We start from the raw sequence: 24,933 nt of genomic DNA, 5'->3' as shown, positions 1-24,933 counted from the left end.
CATGATCACCTGTCGGCCAGCGCCCGGCGCAGCCGCCGCTCGTCCACTCGCCAGAAGTCGATCTGCTTCCCGTCGACCAGGGTCACCGGGATGTGGTCGTGGTACTCGCGCAGCAGTTCCTCGTCCCGGGTGATGTCCTTCTCCTCCCAGGGCTCGCCGGTGTCCGCCGCGACCCGCTCGACGACCGCGCGGGCGTCGTCGCACAGGTGGCAGCCGGGACGGGACAGCAGCGTGATCATCGCAGCACCGGGAGGCTTCCGCCGGTCAGCTTCAGGTCGATCACGTTCGTGGCCAGCACGTGGGTGCGGCTCTCGGCCTGGAACCGGTGCACGTAAGGCTGGGACTGGTGCTCCTCGAACGCCTCGCGGTCGCGGAAGAGCTGGTAGGAGATGCGCTGGGTCGGCGCGCCCTCCACCTCGTGGCAGGTGAAGATCAGGATCCCCGGCTCGGCCTGGACCGCCTGGCCGATGAGCTGGTTGACCTGCCGGTCGAAGGGCTGCTCCCGGCCGTCCAGCAGGGTGTAGACCACCATCTGGCCGTAGGGGCCCATGATCCGGGACGGCTGCGGCGGCGGAGGGGGCGGGGCGAACCAGTCGTCGCCGACCACCGGGCCGGTCGAGTGGAGCGTCGGCGCGCCGTGCTGCGGCATGGCGGGCTGGGGCACCGCGGGCTGCGGCGGCAGCGGCGGCTGGGGGGGCAGCGGCCGGGAGCCGGTGTGCCGCGGCGGCTGAGGCGGCTCGGGCCGCATCATGCCGTGGGTGTCGGGACGGGCGCGGTGGGAACGCGGCGGCTCGTACGCCATCTCGTCCTCAGCCTCCTTCTCCTCGAGGTCTCGGCGTTCTCTACGGGATTCACGGCGGTCCCCGGACCTGCGGTCCCCGGCCTCCTCGTCGTCGTCCGCGTCCTCCGTGACGGTGGTGCGGTAGGCGGCGAACCAGACGAGGCCCGCGGCCGAGGCCAGGCCGACGATCTTCAGCAGGCCGGGCAGGTACCCGACCGCCACCAGGTTGACCAGGCCCGCGCCCACCGCGACGGCGGACGGGACCATCAGGTCGTAGGCCTCCTTGTCCCGCTTCTGCGAGCGGACCACGGTGGTCACCGCGGCGGCGGCCAGCGCGACGATCACCAGCACCACCGCACCGGTCAGCAGCCAGCCGGGGAGCAGCCCGTAGACGTCGCCGGGATCGGGCACCGAATCGCCCAGCACTCCGCTCTTGAGCGGGTCGAAGACGAGGATGACCACCGCGACCAGCGAGTAGGAGACCGCGATCAGCCGGGCGGCGAAACGGGCCTGCAGCGGCTTGACGCACAACTCGATCGCGCCGACCGCGATGCAGACCGGAGCCAGCAGGGCCCCGGTGACCGCCATGGTCCGGAAGGTGAACCCGCCGAAGCCGGCGAAGCATCCGATCGCGATGGCGACCAGGGCGAGCCCCTCCAGACCGGTGGCCCCTGCCCAGGCCCACAGGTGGATCCGCTTCTCCTTCAGGGCGCTCTGAACCAGCGACCCGGCGCCCACGAGGGCTGCCAGGGTCGCCGCCAGAGCCAGTATTCCTTCGACCATCGCGCCCCCATGGTGCCCGATGAATCAAGCTGAGGCGTACCGGGAGGCCAACTTCTCACCGTATTTCCATCTGAGAAGGCGTTGCCGGGCCTACTCGGCGGTACCTAGGGTGAGGATGGGGAGGCGGGCCGCAACCGAGATCATTGTGTCGGCCCGAAGGGTCGGGTAGATCTGTACTCAGGGGAAACAGGCTCGCCGGTAGCGGTTCCGGGGCCCAGCGAAGAAAAGACGTGAGCATGCGGCACTTCTGGCAACGGCAGGCGACGGATCCGGTGAGCGCGGGCAAGGTGGCCGCCGAGGCGGCGGAGATGGTGACGTGGCCCGTGCCCGACCCCACGGGCGCCGCGTTCTTCGACGTCGACAACACGATGATCCGCGGCGCGTCGATCTACCACTTCGCGCGGGGGCTGGCCAAGCGCAAGCTGTTCACCACCCGCGACCTCGCGATGTTCGCCTGGGGCCAGGCCGCCTTCCGGCTGCGCGGCTCCGAGAACGCCGACCACATCGGCAGCGCCAAGGAGACCGCCCTGTCCTTCGTCGCGGGCATGGCGGTGGACGACCTCGTCCACCTCTGCGAGGAGATCTACGACGACGTCATGGCCGACCGGATCTGGCAGGGCACCCGCACCCTGGCCCTGGCGCACCTGGACGCCGGTCAGCAGGTCTGGCTGGTCACCGCGACCCCCGTCGAGATCGCCAAGGTCATCGCCAACCGGCTGGGCCTCACCGGCGCGCTGGGCACCGTCGCCGAGACCGTCGACGGGCACTACACCGGCCGGCTCGTCGGCAGCCTGCTGCACGGGCCCGCCAAGGCCGAGGCGGTCCGCGCGCTCGCCCTCAAGGAGGGGCTGGAGCTGGCCAACTGCTCGGCCTACAGCGACTCCCACAACGACCTGCCGATGCTCACCGCCGTCGGCTACCCGCACGCGGTCAACCCCGACGGCGAGCTGCGCGAGCGCGCCAGGGTCGGCGAATGGCCCGTCCACGACTTCCGCACCGGGCGCAAGGTCACGCTGATCGCGCTGCCCGCGGCGGCCGGCGCGGGCGCCCTGGCCGGCGGCGTGGCCGCCGGCATGGCGCTGCGCCGCCACTACCGCGGGACCGCCTGAGGCGGAGCCGGACGCGCCGGAGGCCCCGGCTCAGAGAAAGGCCGGGCCCCGGCGCAGTAGCAGGTCGTAGAGCTGGTGCTGGATCGTCTCGCGGATCTGGTCCGTGAGGTCGAATACCACCATCGGGTCGTCGGCCTGCTCGGCCTCGTAGTCCTCCAGCGGGATCGGCTCGCCGAACCGGACCATCCACTTGGACGGCAGCGGGACCAGCCCCAGCGGGCCCAGCAGCGGCCAGGTCGGGGTGATCGGGAAGTACGGCAGGCCCAGCAGCCGGGCCAGCGGCCGCAGGTCGGCGACCTTGGGGTAGGTCTCCTCTGCGCCCACCACCGAACAGGGGATGATCGGCACCCCGGCGCGCAGCGCGGTCGCGACGAAACCGCCCCGGCCGAACCGCTGCAGCCGGTAGCGCTCGGAGTAGGGCTTGCCCACTCCCTTGAAGCCCTCGGGGAAGACCCCGACCAGCTCGCCCTGGCCCAGCAGCCTCTCGGCGTCCTGGGGGCAGGCGAGGGTGTGCCCGGACTTGCGGGCCAGATGGGCCAGGAAGGGCACCTGGTAGACCAGGTCGGCGCCCAGCAGGCGCAGGTTCCGGTCGACAGTGTCGTGCAGGCCGACCTGGAGCATGACGGCGTCCAGCGGGATGGTCCCCGAATGGTTGGCGACCAGCAGCGCGCCGCCGTGCTCGGGGATGTTCTCCAGGCCGTGCAGCTCCACCCGGAACCAGTGCTCGTACAGCAGCCGCGCCAGCGGCAGCAGCACCGAGCTGTTGAGGTCGGGGTCGAACCCGAACTCGTCGACCTCGTACTCGCCGGCGATCCGCCGCCGCAGGAAGGCCAGGCCCGAGGCCGCGGCCTTCTCCAGCGGGTGCCGCTCCGGCTCGGGAGGCCGGTTGACGTTCAGGGGGATGACCTGCGCGAGGGCGGGCCCCGGGGGGCCGTCCTCGCCGTACGCGTTCATCATCTGACACCGCCCCCTCGTCCCGGCGCCCCGGGAAGGGAGCCGGTCACCAGATCGAACAGCCCCAACGGGAGGGAGTTGCTCATCCCGTGGGCCTGCAGGAACTCGTTGAAAGCCGCCTCCGACCCGTACTTCGGCCGCCAGGAGAGCTCCTCGACCAGCCGCGTGGTGTCGACGACCCGCCCGTAGGTGAGCCAGCGCCTCAGCTCGTCGGAGAAACCGGGCAGCCCGCCCGTCCGCTTGCCGGTGTCGCCGACCAGCCCGAACGCGGGCCCGGGCAGCGGCAGCTGCTGCCGCCCCGCCCTGCGCAGGCACTGGGAGAGCAGCAGCACGCCGTCGCCGGCCACGTTGAAGACGCCGGGATGGTCCTCCACCGTCATCCGGCGCAGCACCTCGACGCCGTCGTCCTCGTGCAGGAACTGCAGCCGCGGGTCGAAACCCAGCACCGTCGGCACCACCGGCATCCGGAGGTACCTGGTGAGCGGGGAGTCGACGCCCGCGCCGAGGAAGTTGGCGAACCGCAGGACCGAGACCGTCAGGTCCGACCTGCGGCGCTGCAGACCTCGGACGTAGCCCTCGACCTCGAGGGCGTCCTTGGCGTAGCCCGAGGAGGGAGGCACGGCCGCGTGCGAGTCCTCGGTGAAGACCGCGGGGTCTTTCGGCGAGGAGCCGTAGACCGCCGCGGAGGAGCGCACGACCAGCTTGCGCGTGTAAGGAGACCGCTGGCAGGCGCCGAGCAGCTGCATCGTCCCGATGACGTTGATCTCCTTCGTCGCGGACCGCTGTCCGGACGGGGAGGTCACCAGGTTCAGATGCACGACCGTGTCGACCCGGGCGGAGGAGATCACCTTGGCGATGCTCGGAGTCCGGATGTCCACCCGGACGAATTCCGTGCGGCCGAGCGGCCCGGCCGGCGGGACGGTGTCCACGCCGATGACCCGCTCGATGCCCGGATCGGCCTGCAGCGTGTTGGCGACCCGAGCGCCGAGGAACCGTGACACACCTGTGACCAGTACGACACGGGCCGAGCCCGACACACGTGGGGAACCGCCCCCGGCGGAGCCCTCCGGGCACTCTCCGTGCTCCGGGGACTCCCGGGGGTCGTCAGGGTCTGAGGCACGCATGGAGGCCACTCTGCGGCCCACCCCTTACGGCTGGTCGAGCGGCGTGTTCACTTCTTGTTACGACGCTGAACGCGGGTCTTCTTCAGCAGCTTGCGGTGCTTCTTCTTCGCCATCCGCTTACGACGCTTCTTGATAACGGAGCCCACGAAACCTCACTCATACGATCCCCGGCCATCGCCGAGATGACCGTCATGGGGCGTGCAGGAAAACGGGCTACAACGCAGCCCAACGGCTTACATTACCGCTGCTCGCAGGTAGAGGAGAACCGGCGGCCTCTCGGCCGCCGGTGTCGTGCGTCCGCTCCGTGTCCGGACAGGCTTCGACGACCCGTCGCTAACCGGCCTCGATGTAGGCCTCACGCAGGTAGTCATGGACAGCTTGTTCCGGTACCCGGAAGGAGCGCCCGACCCTGATGGCCGGAAGTTCCCCCGAGTGAACGAGTCGGTAGACGGTCATCTTGGACACCCTCATCACCGATGCCACTTCAGCGACGGTCAGGAACCTCACCTCGCTGAGAGGCCGCTCGCCTGAAGCCATGGGCCGTCCTTTTCCACACGTGCCGCGCCACCTGCCCTTTGGGTGACTCCGATCACGCACGTGTAACTTCATCCAGCGTAAATCGTGCATCCCAAGTCGCAAGAGGGTTCTTCACGCCAACAGGCCCGCGTGGCCCAGGAGATAGGTCGTCATCGGGGTGTAGTGGGCGGGGAGCACGTTGTCGTCCAGCGGCACACAGACCTCGATTTTCCCTACGACATGCCCGGCGAACAGGGCGGGATCGTTGCAGTCGGCGAATCCCACCGTCGAAACGCCCGCCTCGCCCGCCGCTCCGGCCCACCCGTGGTCGGCGATGACCAGGTCCGGCCAATACCGGGATTCGTCTGCGAGGTTTGCCAGCATGCGTTCCATGGGAGCGGCGTGGTGCGTGTGGTGGAAGGAGCCTCCGAACTCCAGCGCGGCGATGCCGTCGGTGTAGCGGATGGTGCGCTGCTCGGGCCCGTCCCAGGGCTCGTCCGACAGGTAGGTCCAGCCCTCGGCGGGCGTCAGGATCTCGCAGCCGGCCTCGCGCAGCACCCGGGCGATCGGCCTGTACACCGGGTGCATCAGCGCCCCCGGGTGGCCGGTGGCGAGCATGACGGTCTGCCGCCCCCTCGCCGCCGCTCCGATGCGCTCTCCCATGGCCTCGAGCGCGTCCAGGGTGCGGTCGGGGTCGATGGTGTCCTCGCCGAAGAGGTGCCCGGGGTCGGGGCTGGTCCCGGCGAGGCGGGCCATCACCTCGATGGTCCGCTCGTACGTCCACTCGCCCAGGTCGAGCCCGAACTGGTAGTACGGCTCCCCCGCCGCCATCCTGCGGAAGTTGCGCAGGTTGTTGTGCCTGGGCGTCGCCACGTCACCCGCGATGAAGGTGCGCAGCAGGTGGTCGCGCAGCTCTAGTCGGGAAGGAGGCCGTGTTCCGGGAACACCGCCCGGCGCGTCGCCAGAATCGCCTGATCGATCGGATTGGCCGGGTCGTAGCCCTCGCCCCACGTCTGCACCTCCACCTGGAAACCATCGGTCATCACCTTGGGGGCGATCTCGCCCGTCCGGAGCAGGGCGAACTCCCGCCAGTCCTCGGGGCAGGCGGTCCGCGGGTCGACCGGGTTCCCGCTCGCCTCCGCCAGCAGGTGGGTCCACGCCCTCGGCACCACCTGCACCAGCTCGTAGCCGCCGCCTCCGGTGAGCACCCACTTGCCTCCGGCCGTCTCGTGGGCGAGCGCGTGCAGCCGCTGGTAGATCGTCCGCTGCCCGTCCACGGTGAGGGACAGGTGCGCGAGCGGGTCCGCCTGGTGGGTGTCGCAGCCCTGCTGGGTGACCAGGATCTGCGGCTGGAAGGCGCGCAGCAGCGGCGGCACCACGGCGTCGAACGCGCGCAGCCAGGCCCTGTCGCCGGTGCCCGGAGGCAGCGCCACGTTGACGGCGGTGCCGTCCGCTCCGGTCTCCTGGGGGAAGCCCGTGCCCGGGAAGAGGGTGCGGGGCGACTCGTGCAGGCTGATCGTCATGACCCGGGGATCTTCGTAGAACGCCTTCTGGACGCCGTCGCCGTGGTGGACGTCCACGTCCACGTACGCCACCCGCTGCGCGCCGTGCTCCAGCAGCCAGGCGATGGCGACGGAGACGTCGTTGTAGATGCAGAATCCGGCGGCGGCGTCCGGCATCGCGTGGTGCAGCCCCCCGGAGACGTTGGCGGCGTGCTCCGTCTCGCCCGTCCAGACCGCCTTGGCCGCTCCGACGCTCGCGCCGACGATCAGGGAGGCCGCCTCGTGCATTCCCTCGAACAGCGGGTTGTCGGTGGTCCCGAGGCCGAAGACGTAGTGGGGCTTCAGTTCCCGGCCGGCCCTCTTGACCGCCTCGATGTACTCCCGGCCGTGCACCAGCGAGAGCAGCCCGTCGCCCGCGGACTCGAAACCGCGCAGCTCGGCGTTGGCGAACACTCCGAGCCGACGGCTGAGGTCCATGGTCAACTCGACGCGGACGGGGTTCAGGGGGTGGGTGGACCCGAAGTCGTAGGCGAGAAGTTTCTCGTCCCAGAAGACCTGCAGCGCTCCAGCCATACGTCCGCTCTCCCGCCCGTGCCGATCCCAGCCCTGGGGATCAAAGGTAGCGCGTTACGCAGAGTTACATAGAGCGTACCAAAGTTACCCTTTTGTGAAGTGAAACACTGAGTCAAAATGGGTATGCCGTTAACAAAGCAGAAACAGTGATCGACATCACTGACCGACCCACGAAGGGGGTGGCCATGCTCGAGGACGAGGTCACATCGGCTCTCCCGGGGATGACGCCCCGGGTACCGCGTCCGACCCCGGTCCTGGAACGCGACCCGAGCGTCCAGAGCCGGATCATGGGCGGTGCCCTGAGATTCACGCTGCGCCCGCTGATGCACCGCATTCCCGGCCGCCCCCTGCCGATCCGCGCCGCGCGCGCCGCCATCGACCGGGCCGCCGCCCTGCTCCCGACCGACCGCCGGGTGCGGGTCGAGCGCGTCCGCGACCCGCAGCTGCGCAGCGGGCTCGTGGTCAAGGCCGAATGGGTCATCCCCGACGGCGACCACGCCGACGACGCCGCGGTCCTGTACCTGCACGGCGGCGGCTACGTCGTCTGCTCCCCGCAGACCCACCGCAGCCTCACCACCAGGATCGCGGTGGACAACGCGATGCCCGTCCTCGTCCCGCACTACCGGCTGGCGCCCGAACACCCCTTCCCCGCCGCGCTCGAGGACGCCCTGGAGTCCTACCGCTGGCTGCTGGCCCGGGGCTTCACCCGGATCGTGCTGGCCGGCGACTCCGCCGGCGGCCACCTGGCCGCCAGCCTGGCCGCCGAGATCAGCAGGCACGAGCTGCCCTCCCCGGTCGGCATGGTGCTCTACTCCCCCTGGGTCGACCTGTCGTGCGAGCTCTCCCTCGCCGAGGACGCCCTGGTCCGCGACCCCTACATCAGCCCGCGCAGTGCCCTGCGCGTCGCCCGCCTGGTGACCGGCCAGAAAATGGACCCCCGGCTGGCGCTGCTGTCCCTGGAGTGGTCCGAGCTGCCTCCGGTGCTGATCCAGCTCGGCGGCGCCGAGGTGCTGCGCCCCGAGGGCGAGGCCTTCGCCGAGCTCCTGATGGCCGCGGGCGCCCCCGTGGAGCTGCAGGTCTGGCCCGGCCAGATGCACGTCTTCCAGCTCCTCAACAAGCTGCTCCCGGACGCCGACGAGGCCATGCGCGAGACCTCGGCGTTCATCAGGGCGGTGGTCGGCGACCGGCAGCAGCCCACCAACCTCACCGTCGTCGCGTAGCGACGAGTGGGCCGCCTCAGTCGGATCTGAGGGCGACCACCGGGTCGAGCCTGCCCGCGCGGCTGGCCGGCACCACGCCGAAGAAGACGCCGACCGCGGCCGAGACGGTGAACGCCATCACCGGGGACCACCAGGCGATGACCGCCGGCACGGGCGAGAGCGCCGCGATGGCAAGCGCGGTCCCGACGCCGAGCAGGATGCCCAGCACCCCGCCGGTGGAGGTGAGGAGCACCGCCTCCACCAGGAACTGGGCCAGGACGTCGCGGCGGCGCGCGCCGAGCGCCTTGCGCAGGCCGATCTCCCGGGTCCGCTCCCGCACGCTGACCAGCATGATGTTGGAGACCCCGACGCCGCCGACCAGCAGCGAGATGGCGGCGATCGCGGCCAGCAGCCCGGTGAGCGCTCCCAGCACCGTCCCGATGGTCCCCAGCAGCTGGGTCTGGGTGACGGCCGAGTACCGCTCGCCCTGGTGCCGGGATTCCAGCGTCTCCACCAGCCTGCCCTGCAGCGGTTCGACGGCTTCGGCGTCCGCGGCGCGCACCGCCATGTAGTCGACGCGGGTGACGCCCAGCATGCGCTGCGCCGTCGTCAGCGGGATCTGCACCTCGTTGTCGCGGGACTGGCCGAAGGTCTGGCCGACCTCCGCGAAGACCCCGACGACCCGGAACCTGCCTCCGCCGATCGTCACCTGCCTGCCGAGCGGGTCCACCTCGCCGAACAGCCTCTCGGCCGCCTGGGAGCCGAGGACGACGACCCTGCGCCGGGTCTCCACGTCGATCTCCGACAGGTGGCGGCCCTTGGCCAGCGTCCGGACGTAGACGTTCGCGACGTTCTCGTCCGCGCCCAGCAGCGAGGCGAACACCTCGGAGGCGCCGGCCCGCACCACCTCGCTGGAGCTGAGCCCGGCCGTCACCGCGTCCTCGCCCGCGACGCGGCGCAGCGCCTCGACGTCCTCCAGGTCGAGTCTGCTGACGGTGGGGCCGCCGGAGTCGAGGCCGAACTCGCCGGGCACCACGAAGATGATGTTGGAGCCGAGCCCCTCGATCTCCCCCTCGACCATGTCCCGCGCGCCGCCGCCGATCGCCACCAGCACCACGACCGCCCACACGCCGATGATGACGCCGAGCATGGTGAGCAGGCTCCGCATCCGGTTGACGCGCAGCGCCTCGAACGCCACCCGGAACAGTTCGGACGTCCTCATGCGGCGGTGTCCCGTTCGACCAGCCCGTCCCGGATGTGGATCTGGCGGCGGGCCCGCACGGCGACGTCCGGCTCGTGCGTCACCAGGATGACCGCCACGCCCTGCTCGGTGTTGAGCCGCTCCAGCAGGGCCATCACCTCCTCACCGGTCCTGGTGTCGAGGTTGCCGGTCGGCTCGTCGGCCAGCACCAGCTGCGGCTCGCCGACCAGGGCGCGGGCGATGGCCACCCGCTGCTGCTCGCCGCCGGACATCTGGTTGGGCCGGTGGTCGAGCCGGTGCCCCAGCCCGACCTTCTCCAGCGCGGCGACCGCGCGTTCGCGTCTCTCCGGCCGCGGCACGCCCCGGTACATCAGCGGCATCCCGACGTTGTCGACGGCCGTCGTGCGGGCCAGCAGGTGGAAGGACTGGAAGACGAAGCCGATGTGCTCGTTGCGCAGTTCGGCGAGTTCGGAGTCGTCGAGCGCCGCGACGTCGCGGCCGCCGACCCGCAGCACTCCCGAGCTGGGCCGGTCCAGCGCGCCGAGGAGGTGCATGAGCGTGGACTTGCCCGAGCCTGACGGGCCGAGGATCGCCGCGTACTCGCCCTGCCCGATGGTCAGGGTGACGCCTTTGAGCGCCTCCACCCGCACGCCCTCCATCTCGTAGACGCGGGTGACGTCCACGGCTTCCAACGCCGGGACGCTCACCCGAGCTCCTGCCCCTGGCGCACCGAGTCCGCCGAGCCCACGACGATCCGGTCGCCGTCCTTCAACCCGGTCAGCACCTCGACGGACGCGTCGCCCTCCGCGCCGAGCGTGACGGTCCGCCGGACGGCCTCGCCGTTCTCGACGACCCACACGGTGCTGTCCCGGCCGCTGCTGACGACGGCGCTGGTCGGCACGACCAGCGCGTTCTCGACCTCCCGCACCTTCAACCGGACGATCGCGCTCATCCCCGGCTTGGGTTCGGGTGCCTTCGAACCGTCCGGCAGGGTGCCGTCCTCCAGTGTGAGCTGCACCTTGTAGGTGACGCCGCCGCCGGAGTTCTCCGAGGGGGTGACGCCGACGCTGTAGACCTTCGCGCCGTAGGAGGCCTCGGGCAGCGCGTCGAAGTCGGCGTCCGCCTCTCCGTCGCGCTTGACCCGGAGGATGTCCGACTCGTCGATGTCGGCGGTCAGGCGCAGCTCGGACACGTCGGTGATGGTCACGACCGCCGCGCCGGAGGAGACCGGAACACCGACCGCGATGGACGAGGGGTCACTGGACGCGCCGGGCAGGCTCAGCCCGCCGGTCAGCCCGGCCAGGGACGAGGGCATCAGGCCGGAGAGCGCCGACGACGAGCCGTTGCCCCCGGCCGGGCCGCCGAGACCGACCACGCCGGAGAACGGCGCCCTCAGCACCAGCCCGTCCACCGTGCGTTCGGCGGCCTTCACCGCGGCCCGGGTCTGCACCCTGCCGGAGGCGCCCAGGGACGACAGCGCCGAGGTGATGCTGCCCAGCCCCGTGTTCAGCCGGGTGACGGCGAGCTGGGCCGCGCCCGCGGCGGTGGCGTAGTCGCCCTCGGCCTTGGCGATCTCGGCGAGCGCCTTGGCCCGGTCCTTCGGGTCGCGGATCTTCCTGGCGGCCTCGCGGGCCTTCTTGAAGCCGCGCCGGGCGATGCGGTCGGACTGGGCGCGGAACGAGCCGAGGCTCAGGCCCGAAGGCATCGAGGCGCCGCGCGCCGCCTGCCGGTCTGCCTCCCTGGCCTGGTCGAGCTGCTCCTCTGCCGTCGGGGAGTCGATCCGGGCGAGCACCTGCCCCTTGCGCACCCGGTCTCCGTCCCTGACCGGGAGCCGGGTGATCGTGCCGTCGGCGGGGCTGCGCAGGGTCACGTCCGCCCTGGCCGTCAGGGTGGCGGGCGCCTCCACGACCTCGGCGACCGAGCCGCGGGAGACGGTGCCGAGCCTGGGCCGGTCCTCCTCGCCGCCGCCGGAGCAGCCGGACAGGAGCACGGCGGTGAGGGCCAGGGAGAGGACAGGGGGAAGGAACCGTAGCGATGCCACACCGGCATGCTATTTCTCCATAAACCCCAGAAACAGAGTCCTGGCGCAGAAGTAAGCGGAGCCTCAGCCGCCCGCGAGCTCCCTGCCCCGGTCGCGGGCCGCCTCGATCGCCTCCAGGACGGCGGCGCGGACCCCGTGCTTCTCCAGCTCGCGGATGGCCGAGATGGTCGTCCCGCCCGGCGACGTCACCGCCTCGCGCAGCAGCACCGGGTGCTCGCCGGAGTCGCGCAGCATCACCGCCGCGCCGACCGCCGACTGGATCACCAGCTCCAGGGCCGCGGCGCGCGGCATGCCCAGCAGGATGCCCGCGTCGACCATGGCCTCGACCAGGTAGTAGAAGTAGGCCGGGCCCGAGCCCGACAGCGCGGTCGCGGCGTCCTGCAGCGACTCCGGCAGCCGGGTCACCTTCCCGACGGGCCGCAGCAGCTCCTCGGCGAGCGCCAGGTGCTCCTCGCCGGCGTGCTCGCCCGCGGAGATGACGCTCATCGCCTCGTCCACCAGCACCGGGGTGTTCGACATGACCCGGACGACCGGGACGTCGGCCGACAGCCGCTCGGAGATGAAGGAGGTGGTGATGCCCGCCGCCATCGACACGACCAGGGTCCCCGGCGACACGTGCGGCCCGATCTCGGCCAGCAGCGTCCCCATGTCCTGCGGCTTCACCGCCAGCACCAGCACCGAGGCCTTGGCGGCGGCCTCGGTGTTGGCCACCGACTCCACGCCGTAGCGCTCGCGCAGCGCGGCGGCCCGCTCCTCGCGTCGGGCCGTCACCAGCAGCTCCGAGGGGCGGCGGCCGGCCCGCAGGACGCCCGCCAGCAGCGCCTCGCCCATCTTGCCGGTACCGAGAATCGCGATCATCACACACCTGACCTGGTAGTTAGGACGACTCGCAAGCCTAATGGCCCCCCGGAACCGCTATGAGCGGGTGAGGAGCGCGCGCAGGAAGAAGGCCAGGTTCGCCGGGCGTTCGGCCAGGCGCCGCACCAGGTAGCCGTACCACTCCGAGCCGTAGGGAACGTAGACCCGCACCCGCGCGCCCGTCTCCGCCAGCCGCAGCTGCTCGTCCGGGCGGATGCCGTAGAGCATCTGGTACTCGAAGGAGCCGGAGTCCCTGCCGCGGATGAGCCGCAGCGCGTCGGCGATCTCGATCAGCCGGGGGTCGTGGGTGGCGACCATCGGATAGCCGGGCCCGGCCATCAGCGTCCGCAGGCATCGGACATAGGACTTGTCGACCTCGGACCTCCTGGTGAAGGCCACCTCCGGAGGCGGGTCGTAGGCGCCCTTGCACAGCCGGACCCGCGAACCCTCGTACGCCAGCCCGGCGCAGTACTCCTCGGCGCGGCGCAGCTGGGCCTGGACCACCGCGCCGACCCACGGGTACTCCCCGCGCAGCGCGTCCAGGACGCGCAGCGTGGAGCCGACGGTCGTGTGGTCCTCCATGTCCAGGGTGACCGTGGTGCCCGCCCGAGCGGCCGCCGCGCAGACCCGGCGGGCGTTCGCCAGCGCCAGGTCCTCGTCCAGCGCCTGGCCGAGCGCGGTGAGCTTGACCGAGACCTCGGTGTCACCGGGCAGCTCCGGCAGCAGCTTCTCGTACGCCCGTACCGTCGCCTCGGCCCCGGCCCGGTCCCGGACGTCCTCGCCCAGCCGGTCCAGGCTGACCAGCAGCCCGTCGGACAGCAGCCGCGACGCGGCCTCCAGCGCCCGCTCGGAGTCGTCCCCCGCGACGAACCGCCGCACCACCCGGCGGGTCACGGGAGCGGTCACGACGGCCGTGCGCAGGGCCGGGCTGCGCGAGGCCGCCAGCAGGGTTCGGCGGAGCATCTCCTCACCCTAACTCCGGAAGCCCTCTCAGGGCGTCCGGCGGGGCAGCGTCACCGCGCCGACCAGCAGGGAGAGCAGAGTCGCGACCGTGATGACGGCGATGTCCGCGACGAAACCCGCGCCGAGCTCCGACGAGACGGTCAGATCGCTCATGGCGTCCACCGCGTACGACAGGGGCATCACGTCCGACAGCGCGGACAGCACCGGCTGCATGGAGTCGCGGGGCGCGAACAGGCCGCACAGCATCGCCTGCGGCAGGACGAACGCCGGCATGAGCTGGACCGCCTGGAACTCCGTCCGGGCGAACGCGCTGGCGAACAGGCCGAGCGCCACCCCCAGCAGCGCGTCCAGCAGCGCGATCAGCACCAGCGCCCACAGCGGCCCGGTGACGGTCAGCCCCAGGAACAGCAGCGACACCCCCATGATCACCGCGACCTGGGCCGACGCGACCACCGAGAACGCCAGGGCGTAGCCGATCAGGAGGTCGAGCTTGCCCAGCGGGGTCGTCATCAGCCGCTCCAGGGTGCCCCCGGTGCGCTCGCGCAGGGTGGCCACGCTGGTCACCACGAACATGAACGTGAACGGGAAGATGCACAGCAGCATCGGCCCGATCCGGTCGAAGGTCCGCTGGTCGTCGAAGACATACCGCAGCAGCACCATCATCAGCGCGGGGACGGCGACGAGCAGCGCCAGCGTCCGGTGGTCGTGCCTGAGCTGGTCGAGGATCCGGCGGGCCGTCGCCAGGGTCACCTTGGGGTTCACACCGTCTCCCGTTCGGTGATGAGGCGCAGGAACGCCTCCTCCAGGTTGTCCGTCCCGGTCTGCGCGCTCAGCTCCTCGGGGGTCTCGTCGGCCAGGATCCGCCCGTCGCGCATGAGGATCAGTCGCTGGCAGCGGGCCGCCTCGTCCATCACATGGCTGGAGACGATCATCGTCGTCCCCTCCTCGGCCAGCCGGTGGAACAGCGTCCACAGCTCCTGCCGCAGCACCGGGTCGAGGCCGACCGTCGGCTCGTCCAGGACGACCAGTTCGGGCGCGCCGAGCAGCGCCACGGCCAGGTTCGCCCGGCCCAGCTGCCCTCCCGACAGGTCTCCGGCGAGCTGGTCCGCCTGGGGGGCCAGGCCGACCTGCTCGATCACCCGGTCCGCGTCCGCCTTCGGCGCGCCGATCACCCTGCCGAAGTACCGCAGGTTCTCCCGCACCGTCAGGTCCAGGTAGACCGCCGGGCTCTGGGTGGCGTACCCGACCCGGCTGCGCACCTCCTTGGCGCCCGCCGGGCGGCCCAGGACCTCGACCGTCCCGCTCTCGACGACCTGCACCCCGACGATCGCCCGCATGAGCGTCGTCTTCCCGCAGCCGCTGGGCCCCAGCAGCCCGACGACGCGCCCCCGGGGCACCTCGAAGGTCAGCCCGTGCAGCACTTCGTGTCCGCCTCTTCGTACCTTCAGGTCCGCGACCCGGACGGCATAATTCACCATATGGTGAATTTAAGGCGGCACCGGAGGGCCGTCAAGGATTCGGAACGGGACAAAGACCTGTCTCCGTGGCCAGGCGACTGCGGAGAGCGAGAATCCCTCAGCCCAGATAACGCTGGAAAGTCGGCGCGAGCAGCTCCACCAGCTCCTCCTCCGTCGCCCGGACCACCGGCTCGACCTCCAGCACGAAACGCATCATCACCATGCCGAGCATCTGGGCGGCGGCCATCGCGACCCGCTCCGGCGGGACCCCCAGCCGCTCCACGACCGGATCCAGCAGCGCGGCGGTCATGAACTCCCTGAGCATCGCCGCGCCCTGCTCGCCGGCCGTGACGGAACGGAGGATGGCCAGCACCCTGGACCGCATCTCCGCGTCCTCCCACAGACCCAGGATCGTCCGGACCACCCGCTCGCCGATCTCCTCGCGCGGCCCCTCGAGGAGTTGCGGCACCAGCCGCGCCGGATCGACCGGGAACTCCATCGCCTCGACGAAGAGGGCCTCCTTGCCGGCGAAGAAGTGGTGGACCATCGCCGGATCCACCCCCGCCGTACGGGCGACCGCCCGCAGCGAGGTGCCGTCGAAGCCCCTCTCCGCGAACAGCTCGCGGGCCGCCTCCAGGATCAGCGGCCTGGTGCCGGCCGATCCCCGGCGGCGCCCCGGCCTGGCGCCCTTCTCCGGCCCGGCGTCCTTACGCGCGGACACGGTCAGCTGGTGCGCTGCCGCGAGACCTCGCCGGAGGCCGAGACCTCCCAGGTGTCGCTGGCCGCCAGGTGCAGCCGGGCGAAGGCCAGGGCCTCGGCGAGGTCCTCGATGCGCTCGGCCCGCGAGGTGGCCTTGCGGGTGTTGACCTCCAGCACGACATGGCCCTGGAATCCCTGCAGCGCCAGCCGCTCCAGGATCTCCCCGCACGGCTGGGAGCCGCGGCCCGGCACCAGGTGCTCGTCCTTGTTGGGGATGCCGACGCCGTCCGCCAGGTGCAGGTGCCGCAGCCGCTCGCCGTAGCGGTCGGCCATCGCCAGCGCGTCGCTGCCGGAGACCGCGGTGTGCGAGGTGTCCAGCGTCAGGTGGGGGTAGTCGTAGCCCGTCGGGTCCCAGTGCGGGGAGTACATGCCGAGCTCGGTGCCGCGCGCCTTGGCGGGGAACATGTTCTCCACCGCGAAGATGACGTCGGTCTCCTCCTGCATGCGCGCCAGGCCCGTCTCGAAGTCCCGGGCGTAGTCGCGCTGCCAGCGGAACGGCGGGTGCACCACCACGACCTCGGCGCCCAGCCGCTCGGCGATCTCCTTGGAGCGCATCAGCTTGCCCCACGGATCGCGGCCCCAGACCATCTGGGTGAAGATCAGGCAGGGCGCGTGGATCGACTTGATCGGCATCTGGTGGTACTCCGACAGCCGGCGCAGGACGTTGAGGTCCTGGGAGGCGGCGTCCAGGGTGACCATCACCTCCACCCCGTCGTAACCCAGCCAGGACGCCATCTCGAAGGCGCTCGGCACCTTCTCGGGATACACCGAGGCCGTGGACAGCGTGATCGGGGCGTCGGGCACCCTGATCGACTTGGCTACGTCGTTGCGGGACAAGGCTCCTCGCTCTCTCGCCGTTCTGTCGAAAGCCTATGCGTTCCGAGCCGTGACGGGACCTGTACCCGACGGGAATCAGGGACGAACCATCAGCACCGTTGGCTAACCTCGGTCCGTGGTAGAGATCGCCCCCGGTGCCGTCCCCAGTCCCAACATCTGGAACACCCCCCAGGTCTACGAGTTGGAGAACAAGGCCGTCGACCCCGACGGGGTGCTGGCCGGGGCGATGCGGGAACTGCGCCCCTGGGACGGCGCCACCGTCCTGGACGTCGGCTGCGGCACCGGCTTCCATCTGCCCTTCTTCGCCGCGTCCGCCGCCCGGGTGATCGGGGTGGAACCCCACTCCGGGCTGGCCGCCGCGGCCCGCCGCCGGGTGGCCGGACTTGATCATGTGACGGTGCGCGCCTCCGCCGCGCAGGCCCTGCCGCTACCCGACTCCAGTGTCGACGTCGTGCACGCCCGCTGGGCCTATTTCTTCGGACCGGGCTGCGAGCCCGGCCTGCGCGAGATCGCCAGGGTGATCCGGCGCGGCGGCACGGCCTTCATCATCGACAACGACGCGACGCGCTCCACCTTCGGCCGCTGGTTCCGGACCTGGCTGCCCGCCTACGACCCGGAGGGCGTGGAGCGCTTCTGGGCCCGCCAGGGCTTCTCCCGCCGTCCGCTGACCATTCGCTGGGCCTTCGCCGACCGTTCCGAGCTGGAGGCGGTGCTGAACATCGAGTTCCCCGCCGAACTGGCCGCCCGCTTCCTGGCCGAGGTCCCGGGGACCGAAGTGGACTACGCCGTCAATCTGTGGCATCGGTCCTACTGACCCCGACGGGACTTCCACAGCTAGACAGTCTGTATAACAATGCCGGGAAACAGGAGGTCTTTTATGAGTCGTCGTCATGTGATGCTGGCGGCCGCCCTCGGACTGGGCGCCGCGGGAGCCGCCGGCGGAGTGGCCCTGCAGCGGCACGCCGTCCGCCGTCTCCAGCTGCGCCCCGACCCGCACGCGGGTGAGGGCTTCGGCACGCTGCGCGGCACCCCCGTGTCGGTCCTCGCCGACGACGGCACCCGCCTGCACGCCGAGATCGACAACGACGACCGCGACGACCTCGCCATCGTCTTCTGCCACGGCTGGACCCTCACCGGGGACTCCTGGCACTTCCAGCGCAAGGCCCTGCGCGGCCTGGGCCGGCTCGTCTTCTGGGACCACCGCGGCCACGGCCGGTCCGGCACCGCCGACGACCGCACCGCCTACACCGTCGACCAGCTCGCCCACGACCTGCGCGCCGTCATCGAGCAGACCGTCCCGCCGCAGACGCCGGTCATCCTCGTCGGCCACTCCATGGGCGGCATCACGATCATGAAGTTCGCCGACGAGCACCCCGAGCTCATCGGCTCCAAGGTCAAGGCGGCCGGGCTGGTGTGCACCTCCTCCGGCGGCCTGGACGAGGTCACCCTCGGGCTGCCCGCCGGGCTCGCCCGGATCAACCGGCTGCTGCTGCCGCGCGGCATCAGGGCCGCGGGCCTGGGCTCCGGCGTGCTGGAGCGCGTCCGCCACCTGGGCCGCGACGCCGCCATGCTGGTGGAGGACCTGATCGCCTTCGGCCCCGACGCCAGCCCCTCCGCGGTGCGCTTCAGCGAGGACATGATGGCCCAGACCAGGATGGAGGCCCTCACCGGCTTCATCCTGTCGATGATCGGCACGCCGGAGCTCAGCCCCTGCGCCACCCTGCAGAAGGCCGAGACCCTCATCATCGCGGCCGAGAACGACGCGCTCACCCCGGTCGAGCACAGCCTCACCATCGCCACCAAGTGCCCCGAGGCCCGGCTGGAGGTCGTCTCCACCGCCGGCCACATGGCGATGATGGAAAGGCCCTCGCTGGTCAGCGACCACCTGGGCGACCTGATCGAACGCACCCGCAAGACCCTGTGATCCCGCGCGGGCGGGGGAACGCCTCCCGCCCGCGGGCACTCCCGGCCCGCCACTGCCGGAACCGAACGTCCGGCCGGGGCGCCTCATGCCCGCGGGCACTCCCGCGAGGCGGTTCGGAGCCTCGCCCGGAGGCCGTCGACGGGCTTCTCAAGAGCACGCGCGGCGGCCGTCACCGGCCGCTCGCGACGCGTCCCGTCAGACGTAGCGCTCCAGGATGCTGGACTCCGCCAGCCGGGACAGGCCCTCGCGCACCGAGCGGGCGCGCGCCTCGCCGACCCCGTCGACGGCCTGGAGGTCGTCGATCGTCGCGGCGAGCAGCTTCTGCAGGCCGCCGAAGTGCTCCACCAGCCGCTCCACCACGAGATTGGGCAGGCGCGGAACCTTGGCCAGCAGCCGGTAGCCCTTGGGGCTCACCGGCAGGTCCAGCGAGTCCGCGCCGCTGAAGTCCATGGTGCGGGCGACGTCGCCCAGCTCCAGCAGGTCGTTGGTGGTCAGCTCGTCCAGCGCGGCCAGGACGTCCTCGACCGGGCGCTCGCTGGGCCGGTAGTCCCGGACGATCAGCTCGCGCTCCTCCTCCACGCCGGAGACCAGCTCCTCCAGCTGCAGGGAGAGCAGCCGCCCGTCGGTGCCCAGCTCCACCACGTAGCCGTCGATCTCGTCGGCGATCCGGCGCACCATCTCCAGCCGCTGGACGACCGCGGTGACGTCGCGCACGGTGACCAGGTCCTCGATCTCCAGCGCCGACAGCGTGCCGGAGACCTCGTCGAGCCGCAGCTTGTAGCGCTCCAGCGTGGCCAGCGCCTGGTTGGCCTTGGACAGGATGGCCGCCGAGTCCTCCAGGACGTAGCGCCCGTCCAGGTACAGGGCGATGATCCGCATGGACTGGCTCACCGAGATCACCGGGTAACCGGTCTGCTTGGCCACCCGCTCCGCCGTGCGGTGCCGGGTGCCGGACTCCTCGGTCTCGATGGTCGGATCGGGCACGAGGTGCACCGCGGCCCGCACGATGCGCGTGCAGGAGGAGTCCAGCACGATCGCGCCGTCCATCTTGGCGAGCTCGCGCAGGCGTGTGGCGGAGAACTCGACGTCCAGGGCGAACCCCCCGGAGCACACCTCTTCCACGGTCTTGTCGTAGCCCAGGACGATCAGGCCGCCGGTGTGACCGCGCAGGATGCGCTCCAGGCCGTCACGAAGAGACGTCCCCGGAGCCACCGCCGCCAAAGTGGCGCGGCGCCTCTCGTCGACGATTTTTTCTTGTGCTGGCACTTGACCCCCGCAGGTCGCCGGTCGTCAACGAGGCGCGCCCTCGATCTTCCACCGGAAGAACACTTCCGAAAGACGCCCCCCGAAGGAGAATTCGGAGCGGACAGCTTATCGAGGCCGCTTCCCTCCCTGGTGTGACGCCTGATCCGGCCTATCGGTTCCCTTCTTTTTCCGCGCGGAAGGCCGGACCCTCCCTTCGGAAGGTCAGAAGCCGCCCCCGACTCCATACCCCGGAACCGTCCGGGGTCCACCCGGCCCCGCCCGGAATCGACTTTCCCTCAGGTCACACTCCCCTGCCTCCCGCCGGAACACCGCCCGGAGACGCCCACGGCGGCGGCCGGCACCTCCCTTCGGCCTCGGCGGCCTCCGGTGAGACGAGGAGGGCTCGCGTGCCCGTCGCGGTCACCGGCCTCTGCATCGCGGGCGCTTCAGGGGGCGGTGAAGGCCACCCGGGTGGCCTCCGCCAGATGATCCACTTCGATGACCTTCATGCCCTCGAACTCCACGGCGCCCAGTTGCCGCAGCGGCGAGCCCTTGCCCAGCTCCAGCGCCCCCCGGGGCACGAGCGCGCTGCGGAACCCCAGCCGCGCCGCCTCGCTCAGCCGGCGCTGGGCGCCGGGCACCGGCCGCACCTCCCCGGCGAGGCCGACCTCGCCGATCGCGATCAGCGTGGGCGACAGGGGCTGCTCGGTGTCCGAACCGGCGACGGCCAGCGCCACCGCGAGGTCCACCGAGGTCTCGGTCAGCCGCACCCCGCCCACGGTCGAGACGTAGATGTCCTTCTCGTGCATCTTCATCCGGGCGCGCTGCTGCAGCACGGCCAGCACCATCGCCACCCGGCTGGACTCCAGGCCCGAGGTGACCCGTCGGGGCGAGGGCAGGAAGCTCGGCCCCACCAGCGCCTGCACCTCGGCGACCAGCGGGCGCCTGCCCTCCAGGGTGACCGTGACGCAGGTGCCCGGCACCGGCTCCTCCCGGCGGGTGAGGAACAGCCCGCTGGGGTCGGCCAGGCCGACGATGCCGACCTCCGACAGGTCGAAGCAGCCCAGTTCGTCCGTCGGGCCGTACCGGTTCTTCACCGCGCGGATCATCCGCAGCCTGCTGTGCCTGTCGCCCTCGAAGTACAGGACCACGTCGACCAGGTGCTCCAGGAGACGCGGGCCCGCGATCGCGCCCTCCTTGGTCACGTGGCCCACCAGGACCACCGTGATGCCGCGCTCCTTGGCGACCCCGATGAGGTTGGCGGTGACCTCCCTGATCTGGGTGACCCCGCCCGGCGCCCCGTCGGCGTCCGCCGAGCCGATCGTCTGGATCGAGTCGACGATCAGCAGCCGGGGCTCCACCGTCTCGACGTGGCCCAGCAGCGCGCCCAGGTCCGTCTCGGCGGCGAGGTAGAGCTGCGCGGCGATCGCGCCGACCCGGTCGGCCCGCAGCCTGACCTGCTCGGCCGACTCCTCCCCCGTGACGTACAGCACGTTGCCCTGGTCGGCGGCGAGCGCCGCCACCTCCAGCAGCAACGTGGACTTGCCGATGCCGGGCTCGCCCGCCATCAGCACCACCGCACCGGGCACCAGCCCCCCGCCGAGCACCCGGTCGAGCTCGTCCATCCCCGTCGGCCGGCTCTGCGACGAGCGCACGTCCACCTCGCCGATCGGCCGGGCGGGCGAGCTCACCGGGCCCGCGCTGACCACCCGCGGCGGCGTCGCCGCGCCCGCCTCGGCGACGGTGCCCCAGGCCTGGCACTCACCGCACCGCCCCACCCACTTGGCGGTCTGCCAGCCACACTCACCGCACCTGTAGGCGGGTTTCACTGCTTTGGCCATGTCCAGACCCTAGGCCTCCGCACCGACAAAAGCGCTCCCGCCTCAGCACTCGGAGCCGCGCCCGCCCTCCTCCGGAGCGCACCGCCTCAGCACTCGGCCCTGCGCCCGCCCTCCTCCAGGGCACACCCCTCAGCGCTCGGAGCCGCCTCCGCCCTCCTCCGGAGCACACCCCTCAGCGCTCGGAGCCGCGCCCGCCCTCCTCCAGGGCACACCCCTCAGCGCTCGGAGCCGCGCCCGCCCTCCTCCAGGGCACACCCCTCAGCGCTCGGAGCCGCGCCCGCCCTCCTCCAGGCCACGCCCCTCAGCGCTCGGAGCCGCCTCCGCCCTCCTCCGGAGCACACCCCTCAGCGCTCGGAGCCGCGCCCGCCCTCCTCCAGGGCACACCCCTCAGCGCTCGGAGCCGCGTCCGCCCTCCTTCAGCACGAACACGCTCCGCTCGGTCTTCACGCCGCCGCCCTGGGCCTGGACGGCGTAGGTGCCGGGCAGGGCCTTGGCCCTGGGCTCGCGGCAGCCCTTGCCGCTCCTGCGCCGGTCCCAGAGGAGCGTCGTGGCGTAGGGCACGCCCCGGCGCAGCATCTGGATGGACGACCCTTCGGTGGAGTCGCAGTGCGCCGAGGACCAGATCTTGTCCGAGCCCGACTTGATCTGAGCGACGAGCCTCCGGGCGCCCACGTCGAAGGTGCAGTCCAGGTCGCCGGTGTTCACGACGGTCAGCCGGAAGGACGGCTGGGTCCCCGGCGCGAACTCCCTGACGTCGGGGGTGAGCGTGGCCACCACGTCGCGCGCCGCGCAGGCGTCCCCGCGCCTGCGCGGCGCGGCGACGGTCGCGGTCTGGGTCACCGTCACCATGACCGTCGGGATCGCCTGGGAGGCTCCCGCGCTCGCGGAGACGGTCGGGGACGGGCTCGCCGCGGGCTTCTTCTTCGCCACGGCCTCCTTCTCGCTTCCGCCGTCGCCCGAACAGCTCCAGGCCAGCGCGCCGACGACCAGGACGACCGCGCCGAGCGCGATCACCCTGCGGCGCCAGTAGGCCTCCTGGTACTCCTCGTCATCCTCGTCATCCTGACTTACCGTGGCCGAGTCCATGCGGACAGTATGCGATTATGATCTCCGGGTTCCCCGAGCGACACGCTCAAGCCCTAAGCTGGCGCCGATGTCCACCGAGATGCCCACCGAGCCCGTTCTCCAGTGGTACGCGGAGAACGCCCGTGATCTTCCGTGGCGGGAGCCGGCCGCCACCCCCTGGTCGATCCTGGTGAGCGAGCTGATGCTCCAGCAGACCCCGGTCGTCCGCGTCCTGCCCGTATGGCGCGAGTGGATGGACCGCTGGCCCACCCCCGCGGCGCTGGCCGCCGAACCGTCCGGCGAGGCCGTGCGCGCCTGGGGACGGCTGGGATACCCGCGCCGCGCCCTGCGCCTGCACGCCTGCGCCGTGGCGATCACCGAACTGCACGGCGGCGAGGTCCCCGACGACCACGCCGTCCTGCTCTCCCTGCCAGGGGTCGGCGCCTACACCGCCGCGGCCGTCGCCAGCTTCGCCTTCGGGCAGCGCCACGCCGTCCTCGACACCAACGTCCGCCGCGTCCTGGCCCGGCTGAAGAGCGGCGTGGAGCACCCTCCGCAGACCCAGACCCGGGCCGAGGTGAAGCTGGCCGAGTCCCTGCTCCCCGAGGAGCCCGCCACCGCCGCCCTCTGGGCCGTGGCCGTCATGGAACTCGGCGCCCTGGTCTGCACCGCCCGCTCACCGCGCTGCGCCGACTGCCCCGTCCTGGAGCGGTGCGCCTGGTACCTGAACGGAAAGCCCCCCTACGACGGCCCGCCCCGCCGCGGGCAGACCTACGCGGGCACCGACCGCCAGTGCCGCGGCCGCCTCCTGGCCGTCCTGCGCCAGGCTCCCGGCCCCGTGGAGAAACCCGCGCTCGACGTCGTCTGGTCGGACTCCGTCCAGCGTGAGCGCGCCCTGGACGGCCTCGTCGCCGACGGCCTCGTCGATCCCCTGGACGACGGCCGCTACGCCCTTCCCAGCTGAGACCGCAGGACGCGGCGGCCCCTCCCGCGCCGGAGGGGCCGCCGGGCCCGGATCAGAGCCGGTACCGCAGCACCTGGCCCTTGTGCGGCTTGCCGCCGCCCTCAGGGCCGGGCACGCCGGCGTTGCTGATGTAGACGTGGCGGCCGTCCCCGCCCATCGCCAGGCCCGTGGGGCCCACCAGCCCCTTGGAGAGCAGCACGGTCTTCCTCCCGCCCTTGGAGAGGCGGATCAGGGCGCCCCGGGTGTTCCCCGACAGCAGCCCCTTCTGGCTGATCTGCAGGACGAGCAGGTTCCCCTTCCGGTCGAAGGCGAGGTCGATGACGTTGGTGAAGCCGGTGGCGACGACCCGCTTCTTCCCGGACGCGGTGATCCGCCAGATCCGCGCGGAACCCTTCTCGAAGGGGAATCCGGTCAGCTCCCCCACGTAGTAGGCGCCGTCGGGGCCCTTCACGACCGACGTCGGCACCGATTCGGCCGGGACCTCGCCCTTCGCGCAGTCGCCGGGCGGCGGAGCCTGGTCGGCGGGGAAGCCCGCGGGCAGTTTCGCGCACTGAGACGGCAGCAGCGCGAGCAGCCGCACCCTGCCCTTCTTGGAGACGTGCAGCACGTCGTTGGCGCCGCCGTCGGCGACGACCATGCTCCCGTCCTTGTTGATCACGAAGGACTGGGGGTTGCTGTTCAGCCCGTCCATCGCGGGCGGGGTCCCGTCCGGGTTGTTCCTCGCCTCGTAGGCGGCGAGGTCGGCCACCACCTTGCGACCGGGCAGCGCCACGATCGTGCTGAGCCTCCTGGCCCCGGGCCCGAACTTCTTGAGCTCGGACCGCGCCATCCCGCCGAGCAGCAGCCTCAGCCGCCCCTTGGCGTCGAACGCCAGATCCTGGGCGCCCGACGTCGAGGAGTTCCGCAGGCCCAGCGAGGGCAGGCCCTTGTGGATCCGCTTCTTGCTCCCGTTCTTGATCGCGGTGATCGCGCCGGTGCTCCCCAGGCACGTCCTGGCGTCGCCCGTCCCGACGCAGCGGGACCCCGCGTTCCCGGACTCGGCCACGTAGACCGTCCCGTCCCTTCCCACGGCCAGTCCCCGCGGGTTGTCCAGCCCCTTGGCCACCACCTTCAGCCTCGGCGCCGCCTCCGCCGGCGCGGGCGCCAGCCCGAACGCCAGCGCCCCGGTGGCCAGTGCCACCACTGCCTTACGCATGTGCTCTCCTCATCCCGGTGTTCCGGTCGCCCGGATCGCCCC

The 24,933-nt window shown here is 71.7% G+C and carries 26 protein-coding genes; 5 read left to right on the top strand and 21 right to left on the bottom strand.

Annotated elements, in window-relative coordinates; translation table 11 throughout:
- Positions 1-5: 5 nt before the first annotated feature.
- Positions 6-239: a glutaredoxin family protein gene (locus ABD327_RS04310; RefSeq protein ID WP_344448807.1), complete on the bottom strand. Its 234-nt coding sequence runs from the start codon at positions 237-239 to the stop codon at positions 6-8.
- On the bottom strand, positions 236-1,564 hold the full coding sequence (locus ABD327_RS04305; RefSeq protein ID WP_344448806.1) for a putative quinol monooxygenase: 1,329 nt from the start codon (positions 1,562-1,564) through the stop codon (positions 236-238). Before ABD327_RS04305 ends, ABD327_RS04310 begins: the two co-directional genes overlap by 4 nt.
- A 236-nt stretch (positions 1,565-1,800) precedes the next feature.
- Between ABD327_RS04305 and ABD327_RS04300 the strand changes: the two genes are divergently transcribed.
- Complete coding sequence (locus ABD327_RS04300; RefSeq protein ID WP_344449076.1) at positions 1,801-2,673, top strand: HAD family hydrolase; 873 nt, start codon at positions 1,801-1,803, stop codon at positions 2,671-2,673.
- Positions 2,674-2,703: 30 nt separating this feature from the next.
- Here ABD327_RS04300 and ABD327_RS04295 read toward each other — a convergent pair whose 3' ends face one another.
- The 6 genes from ABD327_RS04295 to ABD327_RS04270 form a co-directional block, all read right to left on the bottom strand.
- Positions 2,704-3,630: a lysophospholipid acyltransferase family protein gene (locus ABD327_RS04295; RefSeq protein WP_344448805.1), complete on the bottom strand. Its 927-nt coding sequence runs from the start codon at positions 3,628-3,630 to the stop codon at positions 2,704-2,706.
- Entirely contained in the window at positions 3,627-4,628 is a 1,002-nt protein-coding gene (locus tag ABD327_RS04290; protein ID WP_425547055.1) for an NAD-dependent epimerase/dehydratase family protein, read from the bottom strand. Before ABD327_RS04290 ends, ABD327_RS04295 begins: the two co-directional genes overlap by 4 nt.
- A gap of 170 nt (positions 4,629-4,798) precedes the next feature.
- Positions 4,799-4,897 (bottom strand): 30S ribosomal protein bS22, encoded by a 99-nt coding sequence (locus ABD327_RS04285; protein WP_012854759.1) that lies wholly within the window; start codon positions 4,895-4,897, stop codon positions 4,799-4,801.
- A 187-nt stretch (positions 4,898-5,084) separates the two neighbouring features.
- Complete coding sequence (locus ABD327_RS04280; protein WP_106397174.1) at positions 5,085-5,288, bottom strand: helix-turn-helix domain-containing protein; 204 nt, start codon at positions 5,286-5,288, stop codon at positions 5,085-5,087.
- 111 nt (positions 5,289-5,399) lie between these two features.
- Positions 5,400-6,167: a phosphatase gene (locus tag ABD327_RS04275; RefSeq protein ID WP_344449074.1), complete on the bottom strand. Its 768-nt coding sequence runs from the start codon at positions 6,165-6,167 to the stop codon at positions 5,400-5,402.
- A gap of 14 nt (positions 6,168-6,181) precedes the next feature.
- Complete coding sequence (locus ABD327_RS04270) at positions 6,182-7,342, bottom strand: acetoin utilization protein AcuC (protein ID WP_344448803.1); 1,161 nt, start codon at positions 7,340-7,342, stop codon at positions 6,182-6,184.
- Between the two features lie 185 nt (positions 7,343-7,527).
- On the opposite strand from ABD327_RS04270, the gene ABD327_RS04265 reads away from it, so the two are divergent.
- A complete protein-coding gene (locus tag ABD327_RS04265; RefSeq protein WP_344448801.1) occupies positions 7,528-8,562 on the top strand; it encodes an alpha/beta hydrolase in 1,035 nt (344 codons plus the stop codon).
- A gap of 16 nt (positions 8,563-8,578) precedes the next feature.
- Here ABD327_RS04265 and ABD327_RS04260 read toward each other — a convergent pair whose 3' ends face one another.
- The 9 genes from ABD327_RS04260 to ABD327_RS04220 form a co-directional block, all read right to left on the bottom strand.
- A complete protein-coding gene (locus ABD327_RS04260; RefSeq protein ID WP_344448800.1) occupies positions 8,579-9,763 on the bottom strand; it encodes an ABC transporter permease in 1,185 nt (394 codons plus the stop codon).
- Entirely contained in the window at positions 9,760-10,449 is a 690-nt protein-coding gene (locus ABD327_RS04255; RefSeq protein WP_344448798.1) for an ABC transporter ATP-binding protein, read from the bottom strand. The genes ABD327_RS04260 and ABD327_RS04255 overlap by 4 nt, the downstream gene beginning before the upstream one ends.
- Complete coding sequence (locus ABD327_RS04250; protein ID WP_344448797.1) at positions 10,446-11,783, bottom strand: efflux RND transporter periplasmic adaptor subunit; 1,338 nt, start codon at positions 11,781-11,783, stop codon at positions 10,446-10,448. Before ABD327_RS04250 ends, ABD327_RS04255 begins: the two co-directional genes overlap by 4 nt.
- Positions 11,784-11,846: 63 nt before the next feature.
- Positions 11,847-12,641, bottom strand: a complete 795-nt coding sequence (gene proC, locus ABD327_RS04245; protein ID WP_344448796.1) for a pyrroline-5-carboxylate reductase — start codon at positions 12,639-12,641, stop codon at positions 11,847-11,849.
- A 57-nt stretch (positions 12,642-12,698) separates the two neighbouring features.
- Entirely contained in the window at positions 12,699-13,604 is a 906-nt protein-coding gene (locus ABD327_RS04240; protein ID WP_344448795.1) for a proline dehydrogenase family protein, read from the bottom strand.
- Positions 13,605-13,631: 27 nt separating this feature from the next.
- Complete coding sequence (locus tag ABD327_RS04235) at positions 13,632-14,366, bottom strand: ABC transporter permease (protein ID WP_344448794.1); 735 nt, start codon at positions 14,364-14,366, stop codon at positions 13,632-13,634.
- Positions 14,363-15,082, bottom strand: a complete 720-nt coding sequence (locus ABD327_RS04230) for an ABC transporter ATP-binding protein (protein WP_344448793.1) — start codon at positions 15,080-15,082, stop codon at positions 14,363-14,365. Before ABD327_RS04230 ends, ABD327_RS04235 begins: the two co-directional genes overlap by 4 nt.
- 97 nt (positions 15,083-15,179) lie before the next feature.
- A complete protein-coding gene (locus ABD327_RS04225) occupies positions 15,180-15,782 on the bottom strand; it encodes a TetR/AcrR family transcriptional regulator (protein ID WP_344448792.1) in 603 nt (200 codons plus the stop codon).
- 2 nt (positions 15,783-15,784) lie between these two features.
- A complete protein-coding gene (locus tag ABD327_RS04220; protein ID WP_344448791.1) occupies positions 15,785-16,657 on the bottom strand; it encodes a sugar phosphate isomerase/epimerase family protein in 873 nt (290 codons plus the stop codon).
- A 115-nt stretch (positions 16,658-16,772) separates the two neighbouring features.
- On the opposite strand from ABD327_RS04220, the gene ABD327_RS04215 reads away from it, so the two are divergent.
- Positions 16,773-17,471 (top strand): class I SAM-dependent methyltransferase, encoded by a 699-nt coding sequence (locus ABD327_RS04215; RefSeq protein WP_344448790.1) that lies wholly within the window; start codon positions 16,773-16,775, stop codon positions 17,469-17,471.
- Between the two features lie 63 nt (positions 17,472-17,534).
- Positions 17,535-18,581 carry an alpha/beta fold hydrolase gene (locus tag ABD327_RS04210; protein ID WP_344448789.1) on the top strand — a complete coding sequence of 349 codons (1,047 nt, stop codon included), beginning with the start codon at positions 17,535-17,537 and terminating at the stop codon, positions 18,579-18,581.
- A gap of 195 nt (positions 18,582-18,776) precedes the next feature.
- Here the strand turns inward: ABD327_RS04210 and disA are convergent, their stop codons facing one another.
- The 3 genes from disA to ABD327_RS04195 form a co-directional block, all read right to left on the bottom strand.
- Positions 18,777-19,847 carry a DNA integrity scanning diadenylate cyclase DisA gene (gene disA, locus ABD327_RS04205; protein ID WP_344448788.1) on the bottom strand — a complete coding sequence of 357 codons (1,071 nt, stop codon included), beginning with the start codon at positions 19,845-19,847 and terminating at the stop codon, positions 18,777-18,779.
- A gap of 425 nt (positions 19,848-20,272) precedes the next feature.
- Positions 20,273-21,667: a DNA repair protein RadA gene (gene radA, locus ABD327_RS04200; protein ID WP_344448787.1), complete on the bottom strand. Its 1,395-nt coding sequence runs from the start codon at positions 21,665-21,667 to the stop codon at positions 20,273-20,275.
- 387 nt (positions 21,668-22,054) lie between these two features.
- Positions 22,055-22,753, bottom strand: a complete 699-nt coding sequence (locus ABD327_RS04195; RefSeq protein WP_344448786.1) for a hypothetical protein — start codon at positions 22,751-22,753, stop codon at positions 22,055-22,057.
- 67 nt (positions 22,754-22,820) lie between these two features.
- On the opposite strand from ABD327_RS04195, the gene ABD327_RS04190 reads away from it, so the two are divergent.
- A complete protein-coding gene (locus tag ABD327_RS04190) occupies positions 22,821-23,696 on the top strand; it encodes an HhH-GPD family protein (protein ID WP_344448785.1) in 876 nt (291 codons plus the stop codon).
- 52 nt (positions 23,697-23,748) lie between these two features.
- On the opposite strand, the gene ABD327_RS04185 is transcribed toward ABD327_RS04190, so the two are convergent.
- Entirely contained in the window at positions 23,749-24,891 is a 1,143-nt protein-coding gene (locus ABD327_RS04185; protein ID WP_344448784.1) for a ScyD/ScyE family protein, read from the bottom strand.
- Between the last annotated feature and the right edge of the window lie 42 nt (positions 24,892-24,933).

Origin of the sequence: Actinocorallia aurantiaca (genome assembly GCF_039533685.1) — a bacterium.
GTDB lineage: Bacteria > Actinomycetota > Actinomycetes > Streptosporangiales > Streptosporangiaceae > Actinocorallia > Actinocorallia aurantiaca.
The sequence above is the reverse complement of the archived record's forward strand: the minus strand, read 5'-3'. Positions and strand labels throughout refer to the sequence as shown.

Coding starts and splice junctions, on each gene's coding strand:
- ABD327_RS04310 (WP_344448807.1), bottom strand. CDS start 239: ATGATCACGCTGCTGTCCCGTCCCGGCTGCCACCTGTGCGACGACGCC.
- ABD327_RS04305 (WP_344448806.1), bottom strand. CDS start 1,564: ATGGTCGAAGGAATACTGGCTCTGGCGGCGACCCTGGCAGCCCTCGTG.
- ABD327_RS04300 (WP_344449076.1), top strand. CDS start 1,801: ATGCGGCACTTCTGGCAACGGCAGGCGACGGATCCGGTGAGCGCGGGC.
- ABD327_RS04295 (WP_344448805.1), bottom strand. CDS start 3,630: ATGATGAACGCGTACGGCGAGGACGGCCCCCCGGGGCCCGCCCTCGCG.
- ABD327_RS04280 (WP_106397174.1), bottom strand. CDS start 5,288: ATGGCTTCAGGCGAGCGGCCTCTCAGCGAGGTGAGGTTCCTGACCGTC.
- ABD327_RS04270 (WP_344448803.1), bottom strand. CDS start 7,342: ATGGCTGGAGCGCTGCAGGTCTTCTGGGACGAGAAACTTCTCGCCTAC.
- ABD327_RS04265 (WP_344448801.1), top strand. CDS start 7,528: ATGCTCGAGGACGAGGTCACATCGGCTCTCCCGGGGATGACGCCCCGG.
- ABD327_RS04260 (WP_344448800.1), bottom strand. CDS start 9,763: ATGAGGACGTCCGAACTGTTCCGGGTGGCGTTCGAGGCGCTGCGCGTC.
- proC (WP_344448796.1), bottom strand. CDS start 12,641: ATGATCGCGATTCTCGGTACCGGCAAGATGGGCGAGGCGCTGCTGGCG.
- ABD327_RS04240 (WP_344448795.1), bottom strand. CDS start 13,604: ATGCTCCGCCGAACCCTGCTGGCGGCCTCGCGCAGCCCGGCCCTGCGC.
- ABD327_RS04230 (WP_344448793.1), bottom strand. CDS start 15,082: ATGGTGAATTATGCCGTCCGGGTCGCGGACCTGAAGGTACGAAGAGGC.
- ABD327_RS04210 (WP_344448789.1), top strand. CDS start 17,535: ATGAGTCGTCGTCATGTGATGCTGGCGGCCGCCCTCGGACTGGGCGCC.
- radA (WP_344448787.1), bottom strand. CDS start 21,667: ATGGCCAAAGCAGTGAAACCCGCCTACAGGTGCGGTGAGTGTGGCTGG.
- ABD327_RS04195 (WP_344448786.1), bottom strand. CDS start 22,753: ATGGACTCGGCCACGGTAAGTCAGGATGACGAGGATGACGAGGAGTAC.
- ABD327_RS04190 (WP_344448785.1), top strand. CDS start 22,821: ATGTCCACCGAGATGCCCACCGAGCCCGTTCTCCAGTGGTACGCGGAG.
- ABD327_RS04185 (WP_344448784.1), bottom strand. CDS start 24,891: ATGCGTAAGGCAGTGGTGGCACTGGCCACCGGGGCGCTGGCGTTCGGG.